The sequence below is a fragment of the Shimia sp. W99 genome (genome assembly GCF_053851455.3).
The window spans coordinates 3,130,174-3,150,758 of the sequence record NZ_JBSQBU020000001.1 but is presented as its reverse complement, the minus strand read 5'-3'; the positions used below and the strand labels follow the sequence as shown (position 1 = coordinate 3,150,758).

Below are 20,585 nucleotides of genomic sequence, written 5' to 3'. Positions count from 1 at the left end.
GCAGATGGTAAGGAATCACTCCTGACCGGAACAAAAGAAAGCACGAAGCCATGGCTTTTGAGACGATCATCGTCGAAATCGAAGACCACGTTGCCCTGATCAAGCTGAACCGCCCCGATGCGCTGAACGCCTTGAATCAGACCCTCACCCGCGAACTGATGCAGGCGCTGGAAGAGGCCGATGCCAATGACAAGGTGCGTTGCATCGTCCTGACCGGCTCCGAGAAAGCCTTTGCCGCCGGTGCCGACATCAAGGAAATGGCCTCGATGAGCTTTGCCGAGGTGAACGCGGCCAACCTGTTCGCCGCCCTTGGCGACGGCATCCAACAGATCCGTAAGCCCGTGATCGCCGCCGTGTCCGGCTACGCGCTGGGCGGTGGGTGTGAGCTGGCAATGGCCTGTGATTTCATCATTGCGTCCGATACGGCCAAGTTCGGCCAGCCGGAAATCAACCTCGGTGTCATTGCCGGGATCGGTGGCTCTCAGCGCCTGACCCGCGCCGTGGGCAAGGCCAAGTCGATGGACATGAACCTGACGGGCCGCTTCATGGACGCCGAAGAGGCCGAGCGCGCCGGGCTGGTCAGCCGCGTCGTCCCGGCCAAGAAGCTGATGGAAGAAGCGCTGGGCGCTGCCCAGAAAATCGCCGAGAAATCGCTTCTCACGGCACGCACCGCGAAAGAGGCAGTGAACCGAAGCTTCGAAAGCACCCTGGCCGAGGGCCTGCTGTTCGAACGCCGCGTGTTCCATTCGCTGTTTGCAACCGAGGATCAGAAGGAAGGCATGGCCGCGTTCATCGAAAAGCGCCAGCCGCAATTCCGCGACAAGTAAGCGTCAGATCACCAGCCGCAATTCACGCCGCCCGCGCTCGCCAGGCGGCGTTTTCATGCGTCCGTGTTGACGGGCCCGGAATGTTTTTCGGAAATGGCCGGAGCCACGCCCCGGGCACCGGATCGCCTGAGTCGTTCTGGAAATACCGACGCAATACCGACGTTATACCGACGCGATACCGATGCCCGTTTTTCGCCGCTCCCCGGCCGACTCAGATTCGCCTTGGCAAACCGACCCAAAGAAGCTATACGCCGCCCCCATACATGCGCGTGCAGCCCGCTCAGGCTTGAATCGATTCTCTCCAACCGGGAGAGGCCCGTTCGGGACGTGGCACGCATCAACCAACGCACCGAACCAAGTAAGGGTCCAAGATTCATGGCAAATTCGCCCCAAGCAAAGAAACGCGCACGTCAGAACGAGCGCCGTCTGGCCGTCAACAAAGCACGCCGTTCGCGCATCCGTACTTTCCTGCGCAACGTTGAAGAAGCCATCGCCTCCGGCGACAAGGAAGCCGCAACCGCGGCACTTCGCGCAGCCCAGCCCGAACTGATGCGCGGCGTCACCAAGGGCGTCTACCACAAGAACACCGCTTCGCGGAAAATGTCCCGCCTCGCGGCACGGGTCAAAGCTCTGGCCTGATTTCGGCGCCAAGTTATTGATTGAAAAGACGTCACCATTGGTGGCGTCTTTTTGTTTTTCCCCGGGCCAAAATCAGGCTTGGAGATTCTTTTTGGCAAAACCCCGAGTCAAGTTCGAAGATCAGTTGCCGGGCCACGGATCAACTTGCTAATTTCAGTCTTGCGATTCACATCGCGTTGGGGGGAACAGACGCCAAAACGTAATGGTTTGTGCCATTCCGGGCGACTCTTCGGGAGCACTCTGCCAGAGCGCCGACCGATCGGGTCTCGGGTTTGTATGGTCTGCACCTGTTCCTATGGAATTGCGCACATGCGCATTTGACAAACAACTTGGCCGGAAATGGGACTCCGGGCGAGAGGGGTAACGTTTGTTCAAGGAAGCCGTAACTTCCTTCCGCCAGAATGATGTGTTTCGGGAAGTATGGGATAGACCGGGCGGAGCCCGGGCACGCACGGCTGAAGGAAAACGGGGACAGATGACACAGGAACAATGGGGCGTATTGCGGCAAGACCTTCTCAAGACAATTGGGCAGAACAACTACAAAACCTGGATTGAACCCATCGAGTTTTCCGAGGTTTCGGAGGGCGTTGCGACATTCCACGTGCCAACCAATTTCATCGGGAACTATGTCTCGCAGAACTATGGCGACCTGATTTTGCATCAACTCACCAAGTCGGGTGCATCCGTTCAGCGTATCAACTTCAAGGTTCCCGCCAACCTGTCCACCCGTCCAGCGGCCTCGCCGGCAGCCAAGCCAGCCGCTCCGAAGGCCGAGGATACCCGTGATAATGACATCGCTGGGGCCCCGCTTGATCCGCGCTTCACTTTCGATAGTTTCGTTGTCGGCAAGCCAAACGAGTTGGCCAATGCCGCCGCGCGCCGCGTGGCCGAGGGTGGTCCGGTCACATTCAACCCACTGTTCCTTTATGGGGGCGTCGGCTTGGGCAAAACCCACCTGATGCACGCCATCGCATGGGAGCTTCAGGCCCGTCGCCCGGAATTGAACGTGCTCTATCTTTCGGCAGAGCAATTCATGTACCGTTTCGTTCAGGCTCTGCGCGACCGCAAGATGATGGACTTCAAGGAAATGTTCAGGTCGGTCGACGTTCTCATGGTCGACGATGTTCAGTTCATCGCTGGCAAGGACAGCACACAAGAAGAATTTTTCCATACCTTCAACGCGCTGGTGGATCAGAACAAGCAGATCATCATCTCTGCCGACCGGGCACCGGGCGAAATCAAGGATCTCGAAGACCGCATCAAGAGCCGCCTGCAATGCGGCCTCGTTGTGGACCTGCATCCGACCGACTACGAGTTGCGCCTTGGCATTCTGCAATCCAAGGTCGACAGCTACCGCGCACAATACCCCGAGCTTCAGCTTGCGGATGGTGTTCTCGAGTTCCTCGCGCATCGGATTTCAACCAATGTGCGCGTTCTCGAAGGCGCTCTGACCCGTCTCTTTGCCTTCGCCTCGCTCGTGGGCCGCGAGATCACCATGGAACTGACGCAGGATTGCCTTTCGGACGTTCTGCGCGCGTCCGAGCGCAAGATTTCGGTCGAGGAAATCCAGCGCAAGGTGGCCGAGCATTACAACATTCGCCTTTCGGACATGATCGGCCCGAAACGGGTACGCACCTTTGCCCGCCCGCGGCAGGTGGCGATGTATCTTTGCAAACAGTTAACGTCGCGTTCGCTGCCCGAGATCGGGCGCCGTTTCGGCGGGCGCGACCACACTACGGTCATGCATGGCGTCAAGCGCATCGAAGAGCTGCGCGCACAGGATGGTCAAATGGCCGAAGACCTCGAACTTCTGCGCCGTGCACTCGAAGCCTGAGCGACAAGCAAGTCAAAACCGATTTCCAAGGCGTTTTTAAACGCCTTGGCCCCTCGCCGGTGACGCCGGAATGCCGCGACTCTGGCGGTTTGCAGGAAAAACCACCCCCAAACGCACCCGCATTTCTCTCCACGTCTTGACGCTCCCCTGAAAGCGTCGGAAAAAACAACAAAAAGCTTGAGCCGACGGGGGATTGCGTTACCTTGCCCCTCCCCGGCATGGATGAGGGAAGAGGATATGAAACTCAGTATCGAACGTGGTGTGCTGCTCAAGGCCGTTTCTCAGGCGCAGTCTGTTGTTGAACGCCGCAACACCATCCCGATCCTTGCGAACGTCCTGATCGAGGCCGAAGGCAACACGGTTCAGTTCCGCGCGACCGATCTGGATATCGAGGTTGTCGACAAGGCGCCCGCCATGGTCGAACGCGCCGGCGCCACCACTGTTGCGGCGACCACGCTGCATGAGATCGTGCGCAAGCTTCCCGACGGGGCGCTCGTCACGCTTACTGATGACGGCGCCGCTGGGCGTCTCACCGTGGAAGCGGGCCGGTCCAACTTCTCGCTGGCCACTCTGCCCAAGGAAGACTTCCCGGTCATGGCGAGCTCGGAGTATTCCAGCAACTTTTCGGCCCCCGCACCCGTGCTGCGTCGCCTGTTCGACAAGTCGAAATTCGCCATTTCTACCGAAGAGACCCGTTATTACCTGAACGGTGTCTACATGCATGTGTCCGACGCCGACGGCGGCAAGGTGCTGCGCTGCGTCGCTACAGACGGTCACCGCCTCGCACGCATTGATGCGGACCTGCCCGATGGTGCCTCGGACATGCCCGGCGTGATTGTGCCGCGCAAGACCGTCGGCGAATTGCGCAAGCTTCTGGACGACGATGACATGTCCATCGCCGTGTCCGTCTCGGAAACCAAGGTGCGCTTTGCCACACCCGACATCACGCTGACCTCCAAGGTGATTGACGGCACCTTCCCGGATTACACCCGTGTGATCCCCGCCGGAAATACCCGCAAGATGGAAGTGGACGCCACGGAGTTTGCTCAAGCCGTCGACCGGGTCGCCACCGTGTCGTCCGAACGCTCGCGCGCCGTGAAACTGCAACTCGACGAAGACCGCCTTATCCTGTCGGTCAACGCCCCGGATAGCGGAGCTGCCGAAGAAGAGTTGGCCGTTGCCTATGGCGACGAGCGTCTGGAAATTGGCTTCAACGCGAAATACCTGCTCGAAATTGCCAGCCAGGTGGATCGCGAAAACGCCGTGTTCCTGTTCAATTCGGCCGGTGATCCGACCCTGATGCGCGAAGGTAATGATACCAGCGCAGTCTATGTTGTGATGCCGATGCGCGTGTGACCTGCGTGCCGCTGCCTGCGGCGCGCGCATTTTTGGAACAATGAAAGGGCGGCATGGGGTCTCTGCATCTGTCAAACCTGTCGCTCTCGCATTTCCGCTCGCACAAGAAGGCGTCGATCGCCTGTGACCCGCGGCCCATTGCGATCTTTGGTCCCAATGGGGCGGGCAAAACCAATATCCTTGAGGCAGTCTCACTGTTTTCTCCGGGGCGTGGCCTGCGCCGCGCCAGCGCCGAGGACATGACCCGCCGCCCCGAGGCGTTGGGCTGGAAACTCTCGGGCCTTTTGCACTCCGGCGACCAAACCCACGAGATTGATATCCGCTCGGAAGGTGGCACGGCGCGGCAGGTTCGAATCGACGACAAAGCCGCCCCTCAGACCGCGCTGGCGCGCATTTCGCGGGTGCTCTGGCTGATCCCTGCTATGGATCGGCTGTGGATCGAGGGCGCAGACGGGCGGCGGCGGTTTCTGGACCGCATGACGCTCAGCTTCTTTCCCGATCATGCCGAGGCGGCGCTTGCCTATGAAAAGGCCATGCGCGAACGCAATCGATTGCTCAAGGAACAAGTGAGCGATGCCCATTGGTATGCCGCGCTGGAGCGTCAGATGGCAGCGTCGGGGCATCGCATTCACCAGAACCGCCAACAGGCCTTAGAGCGCCTCGGCAAGGCGCAGGAAGCGGCCCAGACAGCCTTTCCGACCGCTGAACTGAAGTTGACCCAAAGCGAAGGCAGCATGCCAGACACGGAAGAGGAACTGCGGGCCGCCCTGACAGAGAGCCGCTTTCGCGACATCGCAGCCGGACGTGCATTGGTCGGACCGCATCGCAGCGACCTCCACGGGGTTTTTGCGGCCAAGGGCGTTCCGGCGCGGGACTGTTCGACGGGCGAGCAAAAGGCGCTGTTGGTGTCACTGATCCTGGCCAATGCCCGTGCGCTGAAACAGGACTTAGGGGCCGCGCCCTTGTTGTTGCTGGACGAGGTAGCGGCACATTTGGATCAGGACCGGCGCGCGGCGCTCTACGACGAGATTTGCGCACTGGGCGCGCAGGCCTGGATGACAGGCACGGAACCGGGGCTATTCGAGGCGTTGGGCGAACGCGCACAGTATCTCGAAGTGACCGAAACCCAAGGCATTTCCGAGGTTTCGGAAAGTCGCTGATACGCGCCGTAACGTTGGTGGAAAAATCGGTCAATTGCGTGACATCCCCCCCAAAGGCCGATATAAACTCGTGAAACGAAAAAGGGCGGCATGAATGTCTGACAACGCGCAAAACACCGAGCAATACGGCGCGGATTCCATCAAAGTTCTCAAAGGCTTGGAAGCTGTTCGAAAGCGGCCCGGCATGTATATCGGTGATACCGATGATGGCTCGGGCCTGCACCACATGGTGTACGAGGTCGTGGATAACGGCATTGACGAGGCGCTGGCTGGTCATGCCGACGCCGTGAATGTGAAAATCCACGCCGACAACTCGGTTTCGGTCAGCGACAACGGGCGTGGCATCCCGGTCGACATTCACCCCGAGGAAGGCGTATCGGCTGCCGAAGTCATCATGACCCAGCTACACGCCGGCGGTAAGTTCGACAGCAACTCCTACAAGGTGTCGGGTGGTCTGCACGGTGTGGGCGTTTCAGTTGTGAACGCCCTGTCTGTCTGGCTTGAGCTGCGCATCTGGCGCGATGGCAAAGAGCATTTTGCCAAATTCGAACACGGCGAAACCTCTGAGCATCTGCGTGTCGTAGGCGATGCCAATGGCCGCAAGGGCACCGAGGTACGCTTCCTTGCCTCGACCGACACGTTCTCCAACCTCGAGTATTCGTTCGAAACGCTGGAAAAACGCCTGCGCGAATTGGCCTTCCTGAACTCGGGCGTGCGGATTATTCTCGAAGATGAACGTCCCGCCGAGCCGCTGCGCACAGAGCTTTTCTATGACGGTGGCGTGAAGGAATTCGTCAAATATATCGACCGCCACAAAACCCCTATGATGGAAGCCCCGATCTATGTGAAGGGTGAACGCGACGACATCGGCGTTGAGGTCGCGATGTGGTGGAATGACAGCTATCACGAAACCGTTTTACCCTTTACCAACAACATCCCTCAGCGGGATGGCGGCACCCATATGGCGGGCTTCCGGGGAGCGCTGACCCGGACGTTGCAAAAATATGCTCAGGAAAGCGGGATCGCAAAAAAAGAGAAGGTCTCCTTTACCGGTGATGACGCCCGCGAAGGTCTCACCTGCGTGCTCTCGGTCAAGGTGCCTGATCCGAAATTCTCCTCCCAAACCAAGGACAAGCTTGTTTCATCCGAGGTGCGCCCGGCTGTCGAAGGGCTGATGAACGAGAAACTGGCCGAATGGTTCGAGGAAAACCCCACCGAGGCCAAGGTGATCGTGACCAAGATCGTCGAAGCCGCGCATGCCCGCGAAGCCGCGCGCAAGGCCCGTGAACTCACCCGCCGGAAAACGGCAATGGATGTGAACTTTCTCGCCGGGAAACTCAAGGATTGCTCCGAGAAAGACCCATCCAAAACCGAAGTCTTCCTCGTCGAGGGGGATTCGGCGGGTGGATCGGCCCAGACCGGGCGGGACCGGATGACCCAGGCCATTCTGCCCCTGCGCGGCAAGATTCTGAACGTGGAACGCGCCCGGTTCGACCGCATGCTGTCGTCCCAGGAGATCGGCAACCTTGTCATGGCGCTTGGCACCGGGATTGGCCGGGACGAATTCAACATCGACAAACTTCGCTACCACAAGATCGTCATCATGACTGACGCCGACGTGGACGGCGCACATATACGCACGCTGCTCCTGACCTTCTTCTATCGTCAGATGCCGGAACTGATCGAAAAAGGGCACCTCTACATTGCCCAGCCGCCGCTCTATAAAGTGGCACGTGGCAAATCCGAGGTTTACCTCAAGGATCAGGCCGCGCTGGATGACTACTTGATCGAACAAGGCATCGAGGGTGCCTCGCTGCGTCTGGGTTCTGGCGAAGAGATTATCGGACAAGATTTGGCGCGCGTTGTGGGCGAGGCTCGTCAACTCAAACGCGTGCTGGATGCATTCCCAACACATTATCCGCGCCATATCCTTGAACAGGCTGCCATTGCCGGAGCCTTTGTACCTGGTGCGGTAGATGCCGACCTGCAGGGCGTGGCCGACAAGGTTGCAGCCCGACTCGACCTTATCGCGCTGGAGTACGAGCGTGGCTGGCAGGGTCGGATCACGCAAGACCACGGTATCCGTCTCGCGCGCATATTGCGTGGTGTGGAAGAGGTGCGCACGCTGGACGGCCCCATGCTGCGCTCGGGCGAGGCGCGCAAAACCGGCAGCTTCACGCAGAGCCTGCAAGAAATCTATGGCACCTCGGCGACTCTGAACCGCAAGGATCGAGCGCAAATCATCCACGGTCCACTGGACCTGCTGGATGCCATCCTGAAAGAAGGCGAGAAGGGGCTGTCCCTACAGCGCTACAAAGGTCTGGGCGAGATGAACCCGGATCAACTTTGGGAAACCACGCTCGATCCAGACGCCCGCACATTGTTGCAGGTCAAGGTCGAGGACATGGCCGAAGCTGACGACCTTTTCACCAAGTTGATGGGCGACGTCGTCGAACCCCGTCGAGAGTTCATCCAGAAAAACGCGCTCAGCGTTGAGAATTTGGATTTCTGAGAGGGTGTAGGATGCCCCATAGCACTGCGGATTTCGATCGAAGCGTGCGTGAGTCCTTTTGATTCAGATGCCCCGCCAAAAGACGCGGGGCATTATCTTAGGGGATCCTATACATCAGCCACACCGCGTTGGTGGCACCCAAATCCACCTCCATGTTTGACCAAATCCTGATGGCTACCCGAGAATTGCAGGAAGCCGCAAACCGTGCACCCGTGCGCAGTCCTTGGCGAGTTCATAGCCAGCGTCCGCGTGACGCCAGACGCCCGACGCCGGGTCATTCCAAAGCACGCGTTCCAACCGTTTGGCGGCGTCATCCGAGCCGTCCGCACAAATCACCACGCCCGCATGCTGAGAAAACCCCATGCCAACGCCACCACCGTGATGCAGGCTGACCCATGTTGCCCCCGACGCAGTATTGACCAGCGCATTCAGAAGCGGCCAGTCGGAAACTGCGTCCGATCCATCCATCATTGCTTCGGTTTCCCGATTGGGCGAAGCGACAGAGCCGCTATCCAGATGGTCACGACCAATGACCACCGGGGCCTTCAGCTCGCCGTTCTTCACCATTTCGTTGAATGCGAGACCCAGGCGATGGCGATCTCCCAGACCGACCCAACAGATACGCGCGGGCAACCCCTGAAAACTGATCCGCTCGCGTGCCATGTCCAGCCAATTATGGAGGTGTTTGTTGTCCGGCAGCAGTTCCTTGACCTTCAGGTCGGTCTTGTAGATGTCCTCGGGATCACCTGACAGCGCTGCCCAGCGGAACGGACCAATCCCACGACAGAACAGCGGGCGGATATAGGCCGGGACGAAGCCCGGGAAGGCGAAGGCGTTCTCCAACCCCTCCTCCAGCGCCATCTGGCGAATGTTATTGCCATAGTCCACCGTGGGCACGCCGTCTTCGTGGAAGGCGACCATTGCTTCGACCTGGACCCGCATTGACGCACGGGCGGCTTTCTCAACTTCCTTGGGCGCAGTTTCGGCCTTGGCGCGCCATTCGCCCACACTCCAGCCCTGCGGCAAGTAACCGTTCACCGGATCATGCGCCGAGGTCTGATCGGTTACGATGTCAGGGCGGATTCCGCGCTTGTGAATTTCCGGGAATATGTCGGCTGCATTACCGATCAGCGCCACCGACTTGGCTTCGCCCGCCTTGGTCCAGCGGGCGATCATCTCTAGCGCTTCGTCCAGAGAGTGCGTTTTCTCATCGACATAGCGGGTGCGCAGGCGGAAGTCGGCGCTTTTTTCGTCGCATTCCACCGCAAGGCAGCAGGCGCCGGCCATAACTGCAGCAAGAGGTTGCGCGCCTCCCATGCCACCAAGACCACCGGTCAGAATCCAACGCCCGGAGAGATCGCCTCCATAGTGCTGACGGCCCGCTTCCATGAATGTTTCATAGGTACCCTGGACGATGCCCTGTGACCCGATATAAATCCATGACCCCGCCGTCATCTGACCGTACATCATCAGGCCCTTTTTATCGAGCGCGTTGAAGTGATCCCAGTTGGCCCAGTGCGGCACAAGGTTGGAATTCGCGATCAGAACCCGAGGCGCGTCCTTGTGCGTTTTCACGATGGCAACAGGCTTGCCCGACTGAACCACGAGAGTTTCGTCCGCCTCCAGCTCCTTGAGGCTTTCGACAATAAGGTCGAAATCCCTCCAGGTGCGGGCTGCCCGGCCAATCCCGCCATAGACCACCAGCTCATGCGGGTTTTCCGCGACGTCCGGGTGCAGGTTGTTCATCAGCATCCGCAGGGGGGCCTCGGTCAGCCAGCTTTTGGCGTTCAATTCGGGTCCCGTGGGCGGATAAACGTCTCGGCTGTTTTTTCGGGGATCGCTCATGTCGGGTCTCCTTGACGGGTCAAACCGCCTGAACAGGCGATTTCGGACAACTTGTGCAGTATGGCTTTCAGATGGGGCCGCAGTTGTGCGGCCCGGTCGGGGCGATAGGTCCAGGGGGCGACCTCATCCATATATGCGCGTTGCGCAATCTCCATCTGGATTGCATGAATCCCGGCGCGTGGCTTGCCGTAGTGGCGCGTCGTCCACCCCCCTTTGAAACGACCATTGAGAACCGCATCCATGCCCGACGCTTGCGCCACATCGGCAACCACGACCTCGATTTCGGGCGCGCAGGTCACGCCAAGATTGGTGCCTGTATTGAAGACGGGTAATTCGCCCTCAAACAGAAACGGGATGTTGGAGCGGATCGAGTGGCAGTCAAATAGTATCGCCACGCCATGTTTGGCCCGCACACGATCGAGTGCCGCCCGCAATGCATCATGATATGGCGTGTGATAGGACGTCCGGCGGGCGGCGATCTCATCCTCCGTTGGCTCCTTCCCGGCACTCCAGATCGGCCGACCATCGAAATCTGTCAGGGGCACCAGCGTCGTTGTATTCTGCCCCGGATAAAGCGACGCGCCTTCCGGGTCGCGATTGGCATCGATCACATACCGGTGCACGTTTGAACGCACCACGGTGGCATCCGGCAAGAGCCCCTCAAAAAGCCGCGATATGTGCCAGTCGGTATCGGCCAGCGTCTTGCCGGTGTCATTCAGGCGATCCGCAATATCGGGTGGCACAAAGGTGCCGCCATGTGGCTGCCCCAAAACAATCGGACCATCTCCGTTGCTAACGTCGTACACGTTCACCGGCCAAGCTCCGGAAGGTCAATGTCCAGAGCGTTTAGAATTGCCCCAGATGCGACCAAGTTCTTGGCCATTGTAAGATCAGGGGCCATGTAGCGATCCTCCTGAAGCGCCGGGATTTCGTCGCGCAGGCGCTTCATCGCCTTTCGCAAAATCGGGCTTGTCGTCAGCGGCGTGCGGAATTCGATCCCCTGAGCGGCGCACAAGATCTCGACACCAAGAATTTGGTTGAGGTTTTCGCACATCTGCCCCAACCGTCGCGCCCCGTGGGCCGCCATCGACACATGGTCCTCCTGATTGGCAGAGGTCGGGGTCGAGTCCGTTACACAGGGGTTGGCCAAGTGTTTGTTTTCACTCATCAGGGCCGCAGTCGTGACTTCCGCAATCATCAGCCCCGAGTTCAAGCCGGGTTTCGGTGTCAGGAATGGCGGCAGGTCATGACTCAGGGTCGGGTCGACCATCAGAGCAATGCGGCGCTGTGCGATCGCGCCAATTTCAGAAACCGCCAAGGCGATCATGTCCGCCGCAAAACCCACCGGTTCGGCATGAAAGTTCCCACCTGAAACAATCATTCCGGCTTCGGTCAGAACCAGCGGATTGTCGGTAGCGGCATTTGCCTCGATTTCCAGCGTAACTGATGCCTGACGCAACAGGTCCATCGCCGCACCAGTCACCTGCGGCTGACACCGGATACAATAGGGATCCTGTACGCGGGTATCGCCTTCGCGGTGGCTTTCGCGGATTTCACTTCCCGACAGAACAGCGCGCATCGCAGCGGCAGCCGCAATCTGGCCGGGCTGGCCGCGAAGTGCGTGTATTTCCGGCTGCAGCGGTGCGGTCGACCCCATGATTGCGTCAGTTGACATGGCCGAAATCACTAGAGCATTCTGCGAAGCGCGCCACGCTTCAAACAATCCGGCCAACGCAAAAGCAGTGGAAAACTGCGTGCCGTTGATATAAGCAAGACCTTCTTTTGGGCCGAGCGGGATCGGGCGCAACCCAGCCCTTTCCAACGCGATTGCCCCGGGCATTACTTCGTCTTTGTATTCAGCCTCGCCTTCTCCAATCACAACCGCTGTCATGTGGGCCAGGGGTGCCAGATCACCGGACGCCCCGACGGACCCCTGTGCCGGGATCACTGGGGTGACGCCACGCGCCAGCATGTTTTGCAACAGTTCGACATGCGCCCAGCGCACACCCGAGGCACCACGCCCAAAACTCAACAGTTTCAAGGTCATCACCAACCGGGCCAGGCGGCGCGCGATTGGTTCCCCGACCCCGCAGCAATGGGACAGGATCAGATTGCGCTGCAGTGTTTCTGTATCTTCGGGGGCGATTTTCAGGCTTGCCAGTTTGCCAAAGCCGGTATTGACGCCATAAACAGCAACCTCTCCCGCCGCAGCGGCAGCAATCCGGCTGGCTGCCTCTTCCACGGCGGGTTTGCATGATAGGTCCAAGGCGACCGAAGTCTCATTCCAATAGACATCCGCCAGCTGCGCCAATGTGGCCGCACCGGGAGTAAGATTCAGCACGCTCATGCGTGTCCTCCGAAAAAGCGTTTGAAAAGAGGGTTGAACCCGATGCGATAAGCCAGCTCTGAAGGATGGGCGACATCCCACACAGCGAGATCCGCACGTCTGCCTACTTCGATTGTGCCACAGTCGCTCAACCCAAGGGCGCGAGCGGCATTGCGCGTCACGCCGGCCAATGCCTCTTCCGGGGTCATCCGAAAGAGCGTGCACCCCATGTTCATTGTCAGAAGTAGCGAGGTCAGAGGCGACGAGCCCGGATTGGCGTCTGTTGCCAACGCCATGGAAACACCCATTTCGCGCAGAGCCGCAACGGGCGGCTTTTGGGTTTCCCGCAATGTATAGTAGGCGCCGGGCAAGATAACGGCCGTTGTGTTGGCCTTGGCCATGGCCGCCACTCCGTCTTCGTCCAGATACTCGATGTGATCCGCCGACAGCGCCCCATAGCTGGCGGCAAGTTTCGCTCCACCAAGGTTCGACAACTGCTCGGCATGCAACTTGACCGGCAGACCAAGTTCCTTGGCGACATCGAACACGCGTGCAATCTGGTCGGGCTGAAACGCAATCCCCTCGCAGAACCCGTCCACCGCATCGACCAGCCCTTCCGCATGGGCCGCGCGCAATGCTGGAATACACACTTCGTCGATATAGGCACCGTCTCGCCCGGCATATTCGGGCGGAACCGCATGGGCACCGAGGAACGTTGTCACCACACGCAAGGGGCGCATGTCAGCGATCTTGCGCGCGGTGCGCAGCATTTTCAGCTCCGTATCCTGATCGAGCCCATAGCCAGATTTGACCTCGATGCAGGTTGCTCCCTCTGCAATCAGGCAGTCCGCCAATCGCAAGGCAGACTTCAAAAGCTCCTCTTCCGACGCCTCTCGGGTGGCTGTCACAGTAGAGACAATACCGCCTCCAGCGCGCGCGATCTCTTCATAAGAGGCGCCTTTCAGACGCATTTCGAACTCACGCGCTCGGTTGCCACCGTGCACGATATGGGTGTGGCAATCGATCAGCGCTGGCGTCACCAAACGCCCCGCAAGAGATTGTGGTGGAAGACCAGCAAATCCGGATGGCCGCTCCTCCGCCCGCCCAACCCAGGCGATCCGACCATCCTCGATGACGATCGAAGCATCATCCAACAAACCGTAATCAACCGCATCAGGAGCCATGGTTGCAACGGTCAGGTTCGTCAACAGGAGAGGCGCGAACATTGTTTACCCTTGATTATGTAGCTACATAAAAATAATATGACGCTACATATTAAGTCAATGGACTCCCGCTGTGAAGAAAATCATCGCAAAACAGGCCCTTACCGAAACCGGCTGGCAAAACGATGTTGAGATCGGGATCGAGAATGGAAGAATCGCTTACATCGAGACGACCCCAACGGGAGCAAATTCGACCGTAAGTTTGCTGCTGCCCGCCCCCCTGAACCTACACAGCCATACCTTCCAGCGTGCCATGTCGGGGCTGACCGAAGCTAGGGGGCCGAACGCGAGTGACAGCTTTTGGAGCTGGCGGCGCCTGATGTACAAGTTCCTCGACCAACTGACACCGAAGCAGGTGCAGTCAATCGCCGCGCAAGTGTTTCTGGAAATGCTGGAGGCCGGTTATGCCAGCGTGGCCGAGTTTCATTATCTGCACCACGATCGTGGCGGGAAAAGCTATTCAAATCTTGCCGAAATGTCTGAACGCATCGTGCAGGCGGCCATGGATGTCGGCATCGGTCTCACCCTTCTACCGGTGTTATACCAGCACGGCGGGTGTGACGCCCGACCACTGCACGGCGGCCAGAAGCGTTTTGGAAATGATCCGGATCAGTTTCAACGCTTGCACGAAAGGGCAGCGCGCGCCCTAACTGATGGGCCTGCGGATTTCACAATTGGTGCGGCACCCCATTCCTTGCGCGCAGTTGATGCCGAAGGTCTTGCCCGGTCAATCGCCTTGTCCACAGGCGGGCCGATCCACATGCACCTGGCCGAACAGGTTGCAGAGGTCGAAGAAGTGGTTGCCCATATGGGCGCACGGCCGACGGAGTGGCTCTTGAACAATCAGGATGTTGATGATCGCTGGTGCCTGATCCACTCCACCCAGATGATCGAAACAGAGACCCGGAGCTTGGCAAGATCCGGCGCGGTTGCCGGGCTTTGCCCAATCACGGAATCCAACCTTGGAGACGGTATCTTCAACGGCACGCAGTTTCTGGCCGAAGGTGGGCGCATTGGCTTTGGCTCCGATTCAAACGTGCACATTGCCTTGTTCGACGAGCTTAAGACGCTTGAGTATTCGCAGCGTCTGCGGGATCGCAACCGCGCCTCCCTGGCAACTCCGGCTCGTTCCACCGGTCGCGTGCTATTCGATGCAGCGAATGCAGGAGGCGCTCAAGCGGGCGGGCGGCAAAGCGGCAAACTTGCACCCGGAATGCTTGCGGACATCATCGCGCTTGATCTCGATAACGAATGGGGGGTCAACCGGCGCGACGACATGGCGTTGGACACGCTGATTTTCGGCGGTCACGGTCAGGACTGCATCACCGATATCTGGAGTGCCGGGCGCCACGTCGTGAAAGACGGTCGTCACGTTGCCCGCGACCGTATAACAATGGATTTCATCAAGGTCATGGGAGAGCTGGAGCAGGAAATATGAATGCAGAACGCCAGTCCTGGAAAGAAGTGAGGGACCGGATTCGTGACCAAATTCTTGATCGCACATACGCTCCCGGAGACAAGCTGCCGCGTGACGCGGACATTGCCGAACAATTCGGCTGCGCGCGCACCACGGTGCAACGCGCCATGCAGGACCTTTCCGACACCGGACTGATCGAACGCAAACGCAAAGGCGGCACCCATGTCCGCACAGACCCGGTTTCGAGGGCGACGCTCGACATCCCGATTACCCGACTGGAAGTTGAAAAAAGCGGCGCCACTTACGGATACCAGTTGATAGATTGGCGGGAACTGCCCATGCCTCGGGACATCGCGGCCAAGCTTGAGCAGGTTGAGCCAATCCCGATGTTGCGAGTACAGGCGCTGCATCTGGCAGACCACAATCCACACATTCTTGAAGACCGCTGGGTGAGCCTGGAAACCGCGCCGGAAATTCTTGATGTTGATTTGACGCGTTACAGTGCAAATGAATGGCTGGTGCGCAACAAGCCCTACACACGTTTTGACCTGCGGATCTATGCAATATCTGCGGATGAAGAGACCGCCAAAATGCTGGCAACCGAGCCCGGCAGCGCCTTGTTGGTGATTGATCGGACCACATGGATCGGCACAGCGCCGATTACATCAGTCCGTTCCTTCACCGTTCCCGGATATCAATTGCTTGCCAGCAACTGAGGAGTAGCAAGGTCGCCGCCCTCTGTTTCATAAGGCGCCCCTTGTTTCCAACAAGAGGCGCTTCGGGTCCTTCACATTCGAAAATGCGTCAGGTCACTTTTTCAGCAAAACGCCCAACGGAACGGCCTCGCTGATCGTCCAGCTGTCCACGGCAGCAGGGGTCCCGTCCGTGATCTCGATGATTTGCATTTCCGCCGAGTTTTGATGGTGCAGTTCTCCCGTAAACGTACGCGGACCGAACGCGGTGGGCTCGCCATTCATCTGCTCCAAGGCAGCAGTCACAGCCGCCCCGTCAACGGTACCTGCACGTTCCACGGCCTTGGCCCACAGGTCGATCAGGATGTAACCCGGATAGGCGTACTGGCTGGCCGGGCGCGCGCCTGCAGCTGCCTCATAAGCTACATTGAAGGCTTCCACTGCCGCGCGGGGGTCGTCTCCATAGATCGAACCCTGCACCGGTACCACAAAACCGGACAGGTTCGGCGTCGCATCAAGCCAATAAGACCCGTCTACCGCCGAGCCGTTTAGGATCAGAGAGTTGATACCCGCTGCCCGAATCTGACGCACTGCGGCAGCGGCACCCGGGATGTAGGAACACAGCATGATGACATCCGGTTCCTGCGGAAGCGCCTTGATACGGCTGATCTGGCTGGCGATCGAAGCATCATTGTTCTTAAACGTGTCACGCCCGACAATCTCTCCGCCCGCTTTGGGGAACATCCAGTCAAAGCCGGTGCAGATACCCTTGTTGTATTCGATAGTAGTATCAAGCAGCACGTAACCGGTCTTGGCGTCGCGCTTGGCCTTGGACCATTCGGCCATGGTCGCGCCCTGAACGGCAGCAAGCACCGAACCGGAGAAGCTGTTGGGGCCAACACCCTGGATACCGGCCTTTACGTCCTCGGCACAGAGGAAGAACGAATTCTTACCTTCTGCCTCGGCAGCCAACGCCGCCGGCGCCCCAAAGTCGTAGTCGCAGCTGACGACCATCATGTCGGCACCACCATCAAGCACCTGAAGGCCAGCCTTGGCAGATTGGGCGCGGTCTGTTTTCGTGTCCGCCTCGATCCACTTCACTTGTTGTCCCAGAAGACCGCCATTGGCGTTGATCTCGTCAATGCGGATTTTGGCGGCGGTCGCGGCAGGCGTGTCATAGGCTTCCATCCAGCCAGACTTGGCAATGGCAAAACCGACGGTGATATCCTCAGCGAGCGCGGGCGCCGCGATCGCCAGGGTTAATGCAGAAGCAATAAGCGTGTTTTTCATTGGAAGGTCTCCTCAGTTGGATTGGTTAGTTGTTGGAGGTTTTGTAATCAGGTGAGCGCGGCGAAAAGCACGGCATACGCAGTTCCTTGCCCGCCATGAGGCCGCTCGGGCGCAGGATCAGGACAAGGATCATCACGATGCCGATCAGGATCTCCTGTGCGCCGCTTGGCAGGGCCAGCTGGGTCTCACCAATCGAAATGCCTTGTTCAAAGCGCACCAACGCTTCGATCATCACCGACAGGCTGAGGACACCGACAACTGCGCCCGACAGGCTCCCGATGCCGCCAACAACCAACATGGCGAGCGAGATGAACGTGATGCCGAGATAGAAGCTGTCGGGATTGAGCACACCGATGGAATGCCCCAGAAGCGCGCCGGAGATGCCGGTAAAAAAGCCGCTGACCACAAGCGACAACAGACGATGACGATACATGTTGATGCCGGAAGCGCTTGCGGCGGCTTCGTCTTCGCGGGTGGCGCGCAGCGCTAGGCCGCTGGCAGAATTCGCATAAAGGTTCGCAGCGATGATCGCGGCAGCGGCCCAACCCAAGGCGACCCATTGATCGACGTAGCGAGGCAACCCGACCAGCGACGAAGTTGCCCCGGTCACGCCTTCCCAATTGGAATAGACGGTATTGACGATGGCCAGGAAGGCAAAGGTCGCGATCGAAGCCGCAATGCCGGAAAGACGCAGGATTGTGGCCCCTGAAATGAGTGCGACGAAGGCCGCTAGAAGACCCGACGCGATGGCAGCAGGCAACACTGACCATTCCGCCTGAGCGAGCCAGGACGGCAAATCCGGCAGAAACAGTGACTTCATCTGCGGCTTGAGCGTCAGCCATGCCGAGCAATAGGCGCCAATGGCCATGTATCCCGCGTGACCGAAGCTCACGACGCCCGAATTTCCCACGAAGATCCAGAGACCAACCACCAGAACCACACGGATCAGGGTTTCGGCGGCCATGCGGCCAAGCGCCTTGTCTCCAGTCAGAGTGACGGCGGCGACGAACACCAGAAGGATACCGATCAGTACCAAGGGGGTTGAATAGGCTAAAATCCGGTTTTGAGCGTGTTTACCCATCATGTTTCAAATCCTCGGTTTGGCAGAGCTGGCCGCGAACAGGCCTTGCGGACGAAGCAGAAGGCAGGCGATGACAAGCGTGTAGAGAAAGGCATCACGGAAGGGCCGAACCTCGAGCGGCAGGAAAGCCTGCAACAGCACCGATGCCCCGCCGATCAGGAAACCGGCAGCGACTGCACCGGGCAAAGAGCCAAGCCCTCCAATGACGGTGGCGATGAAGGCCACCAACATGATTTGCCCACCCATGCGCACGTCAGCCACACCAGTCTGGGTCGCCATGATCAACGCCACAGCGGCGGCAAGGGCCCCGGACAATGCAAACGCTCCGGTAATGACCACGTTCGCACGCACGCCCAACAACCGGGCCATGGTGAAATTCTCAGCAGCCGCCCGCATTTCCAATCCCAGCCGGGTCTTCTTCAGCAAGAGCGCCAGCGCACAGACCACCAGGAGCGTTGTCAGAACCACGATCAGCTGCAGCAAAGGCACCTGTGCCCCGAGAACACCCACTGGGGTATTCAGATCAGGCCACAGGCTGATCGCCTTTGGCCGCCCGCCGTAGACTGCGAGCAGGGCATTCTGGATCACGAAACCCAGTGCGAAAGAGGAAATCATCATCGCCACAGGCGTTGCTTTGCGCATATGGCGGAACACCACGTATTCGCTGGCAACTGCGGCCCCGGCCCCCAAACCCAGGAGGACAGGGATTAAGAGGAAGGCCGGGGCCTTGCCCAGGAACATCACCGCGACCGCTTCGGTCGAGGGGACAATCAGGGCAAAGACGCAAAAGGCGATGTATTCGCCATGGGCAAAATTGACGAGGTTCATCACCCCGAAGATCAGCGCGATCCCGAGGGCGGCCATCGCATAGATGCCTCCCAGAGACGCGGCATCGAAAAAGAGTTGAGCCAGAGAGGTCATTGGGCGGCCTCCTTTTTGGGTTGAGCCTTGGATTGTCCGAAGTAGGCCTCGCTCAGCAGGTCCTTTTCGGCGAAGGCCGCAGCGTCGCCATCACCCACGACAGACCCGCCGCGCAACAGGATCATCCGGCCGCCGACACGAGCGGCACGCGTGGAACTTTGTTCCACGATCAAGAGCGTCAGGCCGCGCTCTTCCTGAAGCTGCACGAGCGTGTCATAGACTTGATCCACGATCTTTGGGGCAAGGCCCAAGGATGGTTCATCGACCATCATCAGTTTCGGGTTGGTCATGAGCGCGCGACCAATTGCCAGCATCTGCTGTTGCCCCCCGGACAAGGCCCCCGCGCTGGCATGGCGGCGTTCACCAAGTATAGGGAAAGCTTCAAAGATTTCTTCGATATCGCCTTCAACGGCGCTCCGGTCGCGGCGCAGGCCGGTCCCGACCCGCAGGTTCTCGGACACGGTAAGGCTTCCGAAAATCTCGCGCCCTTCGGGCACCATCGACAAACCCAACCGGGCAATGGCCTCGGGCGCTCTGCCGGTCAGCAGGTGACCATCCATTTCTATCCGGCCATGTGTGGTGGCAACCGCCCCGCTGATGGCCCCGAGCAAAGAGGATTTTCCGGCCCCGTTCGGACCCGAGATGAATACCCGCTCCCCTTCTTCCAGATGCAGGGTCACATCGGTCAGCGCCGGAACCTTTCCATAGCGCACTGATACGTCAAAAACTCCAAGCTTGGACATCACGCGGCCTCCTGATCTGAGCCGAGATAGGCATCGCGCACGGCCTGACTCGAAAGGATGACGTCTACGTCGCCTTCTTCGATGATCTGCCCGGCATCAAGAACGTAGACATGGTGGGAAACCGACAGGACTAGCCCGACATTGTGTTCGATTAGCAGAACCCCGGTGCCCAGCTCTTCAGCCACCCGTTTGATAAGGGAAGCTAGGTCGGCTGCCTCGGCTTCCGACATGCCCGCCGCCGGTTCATCCAACAGAAGGAAATCCGGCGCAAACATCAGCGCGCGCGCGATACCCACGCGCCGTTCATCTGTATAGGGAAGCCCGGCCGCAGGCTGCTCGGCCAGATGGGGCACGCCCATCCAGTCAAGCAGCCGCAGTGCTTCGGCCTCGGAGGCCGACCGGGAGTGCCCCAGACCCACGCCTGTAACAGCGAGGTTGTCCAGCACATCCAGACCCGGGAACAACCGTCCGGCCTGGAAGGTCCGAGCCACACCGGCTCGGCGCATTTTGTGCGGCGGCAAGGTTCCGACATTGCTGTCCCCAAGCGTGACCGTCCCGGTCGTCGGAGCCTGAAACCCGGTCAACGTGTTGACCATCGTGGTCTTGCCTGCACCGTTGGGACCAATCAGCCCATGCACGGCACCCGGAGTGATCTTCATCGTGACGTCCGTCAGGGCCTTGAACCCCCCGAAGGCCACCGTCACCCCGGATGCCGCCAA

At 59.3% G+C, this 20,585-nt stretch carries 17 protein-coding genes; 8 read left to right on the top strand and 9 right to left on the bottom strand.

Annotated features, from left to right (window positions below):
* Window positions 1–50 precede the first annotated feature (50 nt).
* From acuK to gyrB, 6 genes are all read left to right on the top strand, one after another.
* The gene (gene acuK, locus ACS3QZ_RS15315; protein WP_456038621.1) at window positions 51–827 is read left to right on the top strand and encodes an acryloyl-CoA hydratase; all 777 of its coding nucleotides are present in this window, start codon (window positions 51–53) and stop codon (window positions 825–827) included.
* 375 nt (window positions 828–1,202) lie between these two features.
* Window positions 1,203–1,466: a 30S ribosomal protein S20 gene (rpsT, locus tag ACS3QZ_RS15310; RefSeq protein WP_093096102.1), complete on the top strand. Its 264-nt coding sequence runs from the start codon at window positions 1,203–1,205 to the stop codon at window positions 1,464–1,466.
* A 475-nt stretch (window positions 1,467–1,941) separates the two neighbouring features.
* Window positions 1,942–3,300 carry a chromosomal replication initiator protein DnaA gene (gene dnaA / locus ACS3QZ_RS15305; RefSeq protein ID WP_093096104.1) on the top strand — a complete coding sequence of 453 codons (1,359 nt, stop codon included), beginning with the start codon at window positions 1,942–1,944 and terminating at the stop codon, window positions 3,298–3,300.
* A gap of 237 nt (window positions 3,301–3,537) precedes the next feature.
* The gene (dnaN, locus tag ACS3QZ_RS15300) at window positions 3,538–4,656 is read left to right on the top strand and encodes a DNA polymerase III subunit beta (protein WP_093096107.1); all 1,119 of its coding nucleotides are present in this window, start codon (window positions 3,538–3,540) and stop codon (window positions 4,654–4,656) included.
* Between the two features lie 53 nt (window positions 4,657–4,709).
* Window positions 4,710–5,816 (top strand): DNA replication/repair protein RecF, encoded by a 1,107-nt coding sequence (gene recF / locus ACS3QZ_RS15295; protein WP_456038620.1) that lies wholly within the window; start codon window positions 4,710–4,712, stop codon window positions 5,814–5,816.
* A 94-nt stretch (window positions 5,817–5,910) separates the two neighbouring features.
* Complete coding sequence (gene gyrB, locus ACS3QZ_RS15290) at window positions 5,911–8,328, top strand: DNA topoisomerase (ATP-hydrolyzing) subunit B (protein ID WP_456038619.1); 2,418 nt, start codon at window positions 5,911–5,913, stop codon at window positions 8,326–8,328.
* A 174-nt stretch (window positions 8,329–8,502) separates the two neighbouring features.
* Here gyrB and hutU read toward each other — a convergent pair whose 3' ends face one another.
* The 4 genes from hutU to hutI are packed head-to-tail and all read right to left on the bottom strand — an operon-like array spanning window position 8,503 to window position 13,725.
* The gene (gene hutU, locus ACS3QZ_RS15285) at window positions 8,503–10,173 is read right to left on the bottom strand and encodes a urocanate hydratase (protein ID WP_456038618.1); all 1,671 of its coding nucleotides are present in this window, start codon (window positions 10,171–10,173) and stop codon (window positions 8,503–8,505) included.
* Window positions 10,170–10,985, bottom strand: a complete 816-nt coding sequence (hutG, locus tag ACS3QZ_RS15280; protein ID WP_456038617.1) for an N-formylglutamate deformylase — start codon at window positions 10,983–10,985, stop codon at window positions 10,170–10,172. The genes hutU and hutG overlap by 4 nt, the downstream gene beginning before the upstream one ends.
* Window positions 10,982–12,520: a histidine ammonia-lyase gene (gene hutH / locus ACS3QZ_RS15275; RefSeq protein WP_456038616.1), complete on the bottom strand. Its 1,539-nt coding sequence runs from the start codon at window positions 12,518–12,520 to the stop codon at window positions 10,982–10,984. Before hutH ends, hutG begins: the two co-directional genes overlap by 4 nt.
* Complete coding sequence (gene hutI, locus ACS3QZ_RS15270; RefSeq protein ID WP_456038615.1) at window positions 12,517–13,725, bottom strand: imidazolonepropionase; 1,209 nt, start codon at window positions 13,723–13,725, stop codon at window positions 12,517–12,519. The genes hutH and hutI overlap by 4 nt, the downstream gene beginning before the upstream one ends.
* A 70-nt stretch (window positions 13,726–13,795) precedes the next feature.
* Between hutI and ACS3QZ_RS15265 the strand changes: the two genes are divergently transcribed.
* Window positions 13,796–15,160, top strand: a complete 1,365-nt coding sequence (locus ACS3QZ_RS15265; RefSeq protein ID WP_456038614.1) for a formimidoylglutamate deiminase — start codon at window positions 13,796–13,798, stop codon at window positions 15,158–15,160.
* Window positions 15,157–15,855 (top strand): histidine utilization transcriptional repressor HutC, encoded by a 699-nt coding sequence (gene hutC, locus ACS3QZ_RS15260; RefSeq protein ID WP_456038613.1) that lies wholly within the window; start codon window positions 15,157–15,159, stop codon window positions 15,853–15,855. The genes ACS3QZ_RS15265 and hutC overlap by 4 nt, the downstream gene beginning before the upstream one ends.
* A 93-nt stretch (window positions 15,856–15,948) precedes the next feature.
* On the opposite strand, the gene ACS3QZ_RS15255 is transcribed toward hutC, so the two are convergent.
* Genes ACS3QZ_RS15255 through ACS3QZ_RS15235 form a run of 5 tightly spaced genes read right to left on the bottom strand, consistent with a single transcriptional unit; the run spans window position 15,949 to window position 20,585 of the window.
* On the bottom strand, window positions 15,949–17,121 hold the full coding sequence (locus tag ACS3QZ_RS15255; protein ID WP_456038612.1) for an ABC transporter substrate-binding protein: 1,173 nt from the start codon (window positions 17,119–17,121) through the stop codon (window positions 15,949–15,951).
* A 25-nt stretch (window positions 17,122–17,146) separates the two neighbouring features.
* The gene (locus tag ACS3QZ_RS15250; RefSeq protein ID WP_456038611.1) at window positions 17,147–18,205 is read right to left on the bottom strand and encodes a branched-chain amino acid ABC transporter permease; all 1,059 of its coding nucleotides are present in this window, start codon (window positions 18,203–18,205) and stop codon (window positions 17,147–17,149) included.
* A 3-nt stretch (window positions 18,206–18,208) separates the two neighbouring features.
* Window positions 18,209–19,123, bottom strand: coding sequence for a branched-chain amino acid ABC transporter permease (locus tag ACS3QZ_RS15245; RefSeq protein WP_093096148.1), 915 nt, complete (start codon window positions 19,121–19,123; stop codon window positions 18,209–18,211).
* Window positions 19,120–19,866: an ABC transporter ATP-binding protein gene (locus tag ACS3QZ_RS15240; RefSeq protein ID WP_456038610.1), complete on the bottom strand. Its 747-nt coding sequence runs from the start codon at window positions 19,864–19,866 to the stop codon at window positions 19,120–19,122. Before ACS3QZ_RS15240 ends, ACS3QZ_RS15245 begins: the two co-directional genes overlap by 4 nt.
* A complete protein-coding gene (locus tag ACS3QZ_RS15235; protein WP_456038609.1) occupies window positions 19,866–20,585 on the bottom strand; it encodes an ABC transporter ATP-binding protein in 720 nt (239 codons plus the stop codon). Before ACS3QZ_RS15235 ends, ACS3QZ_RS15240 begins: the two co-directional genes overlap by 1 nt.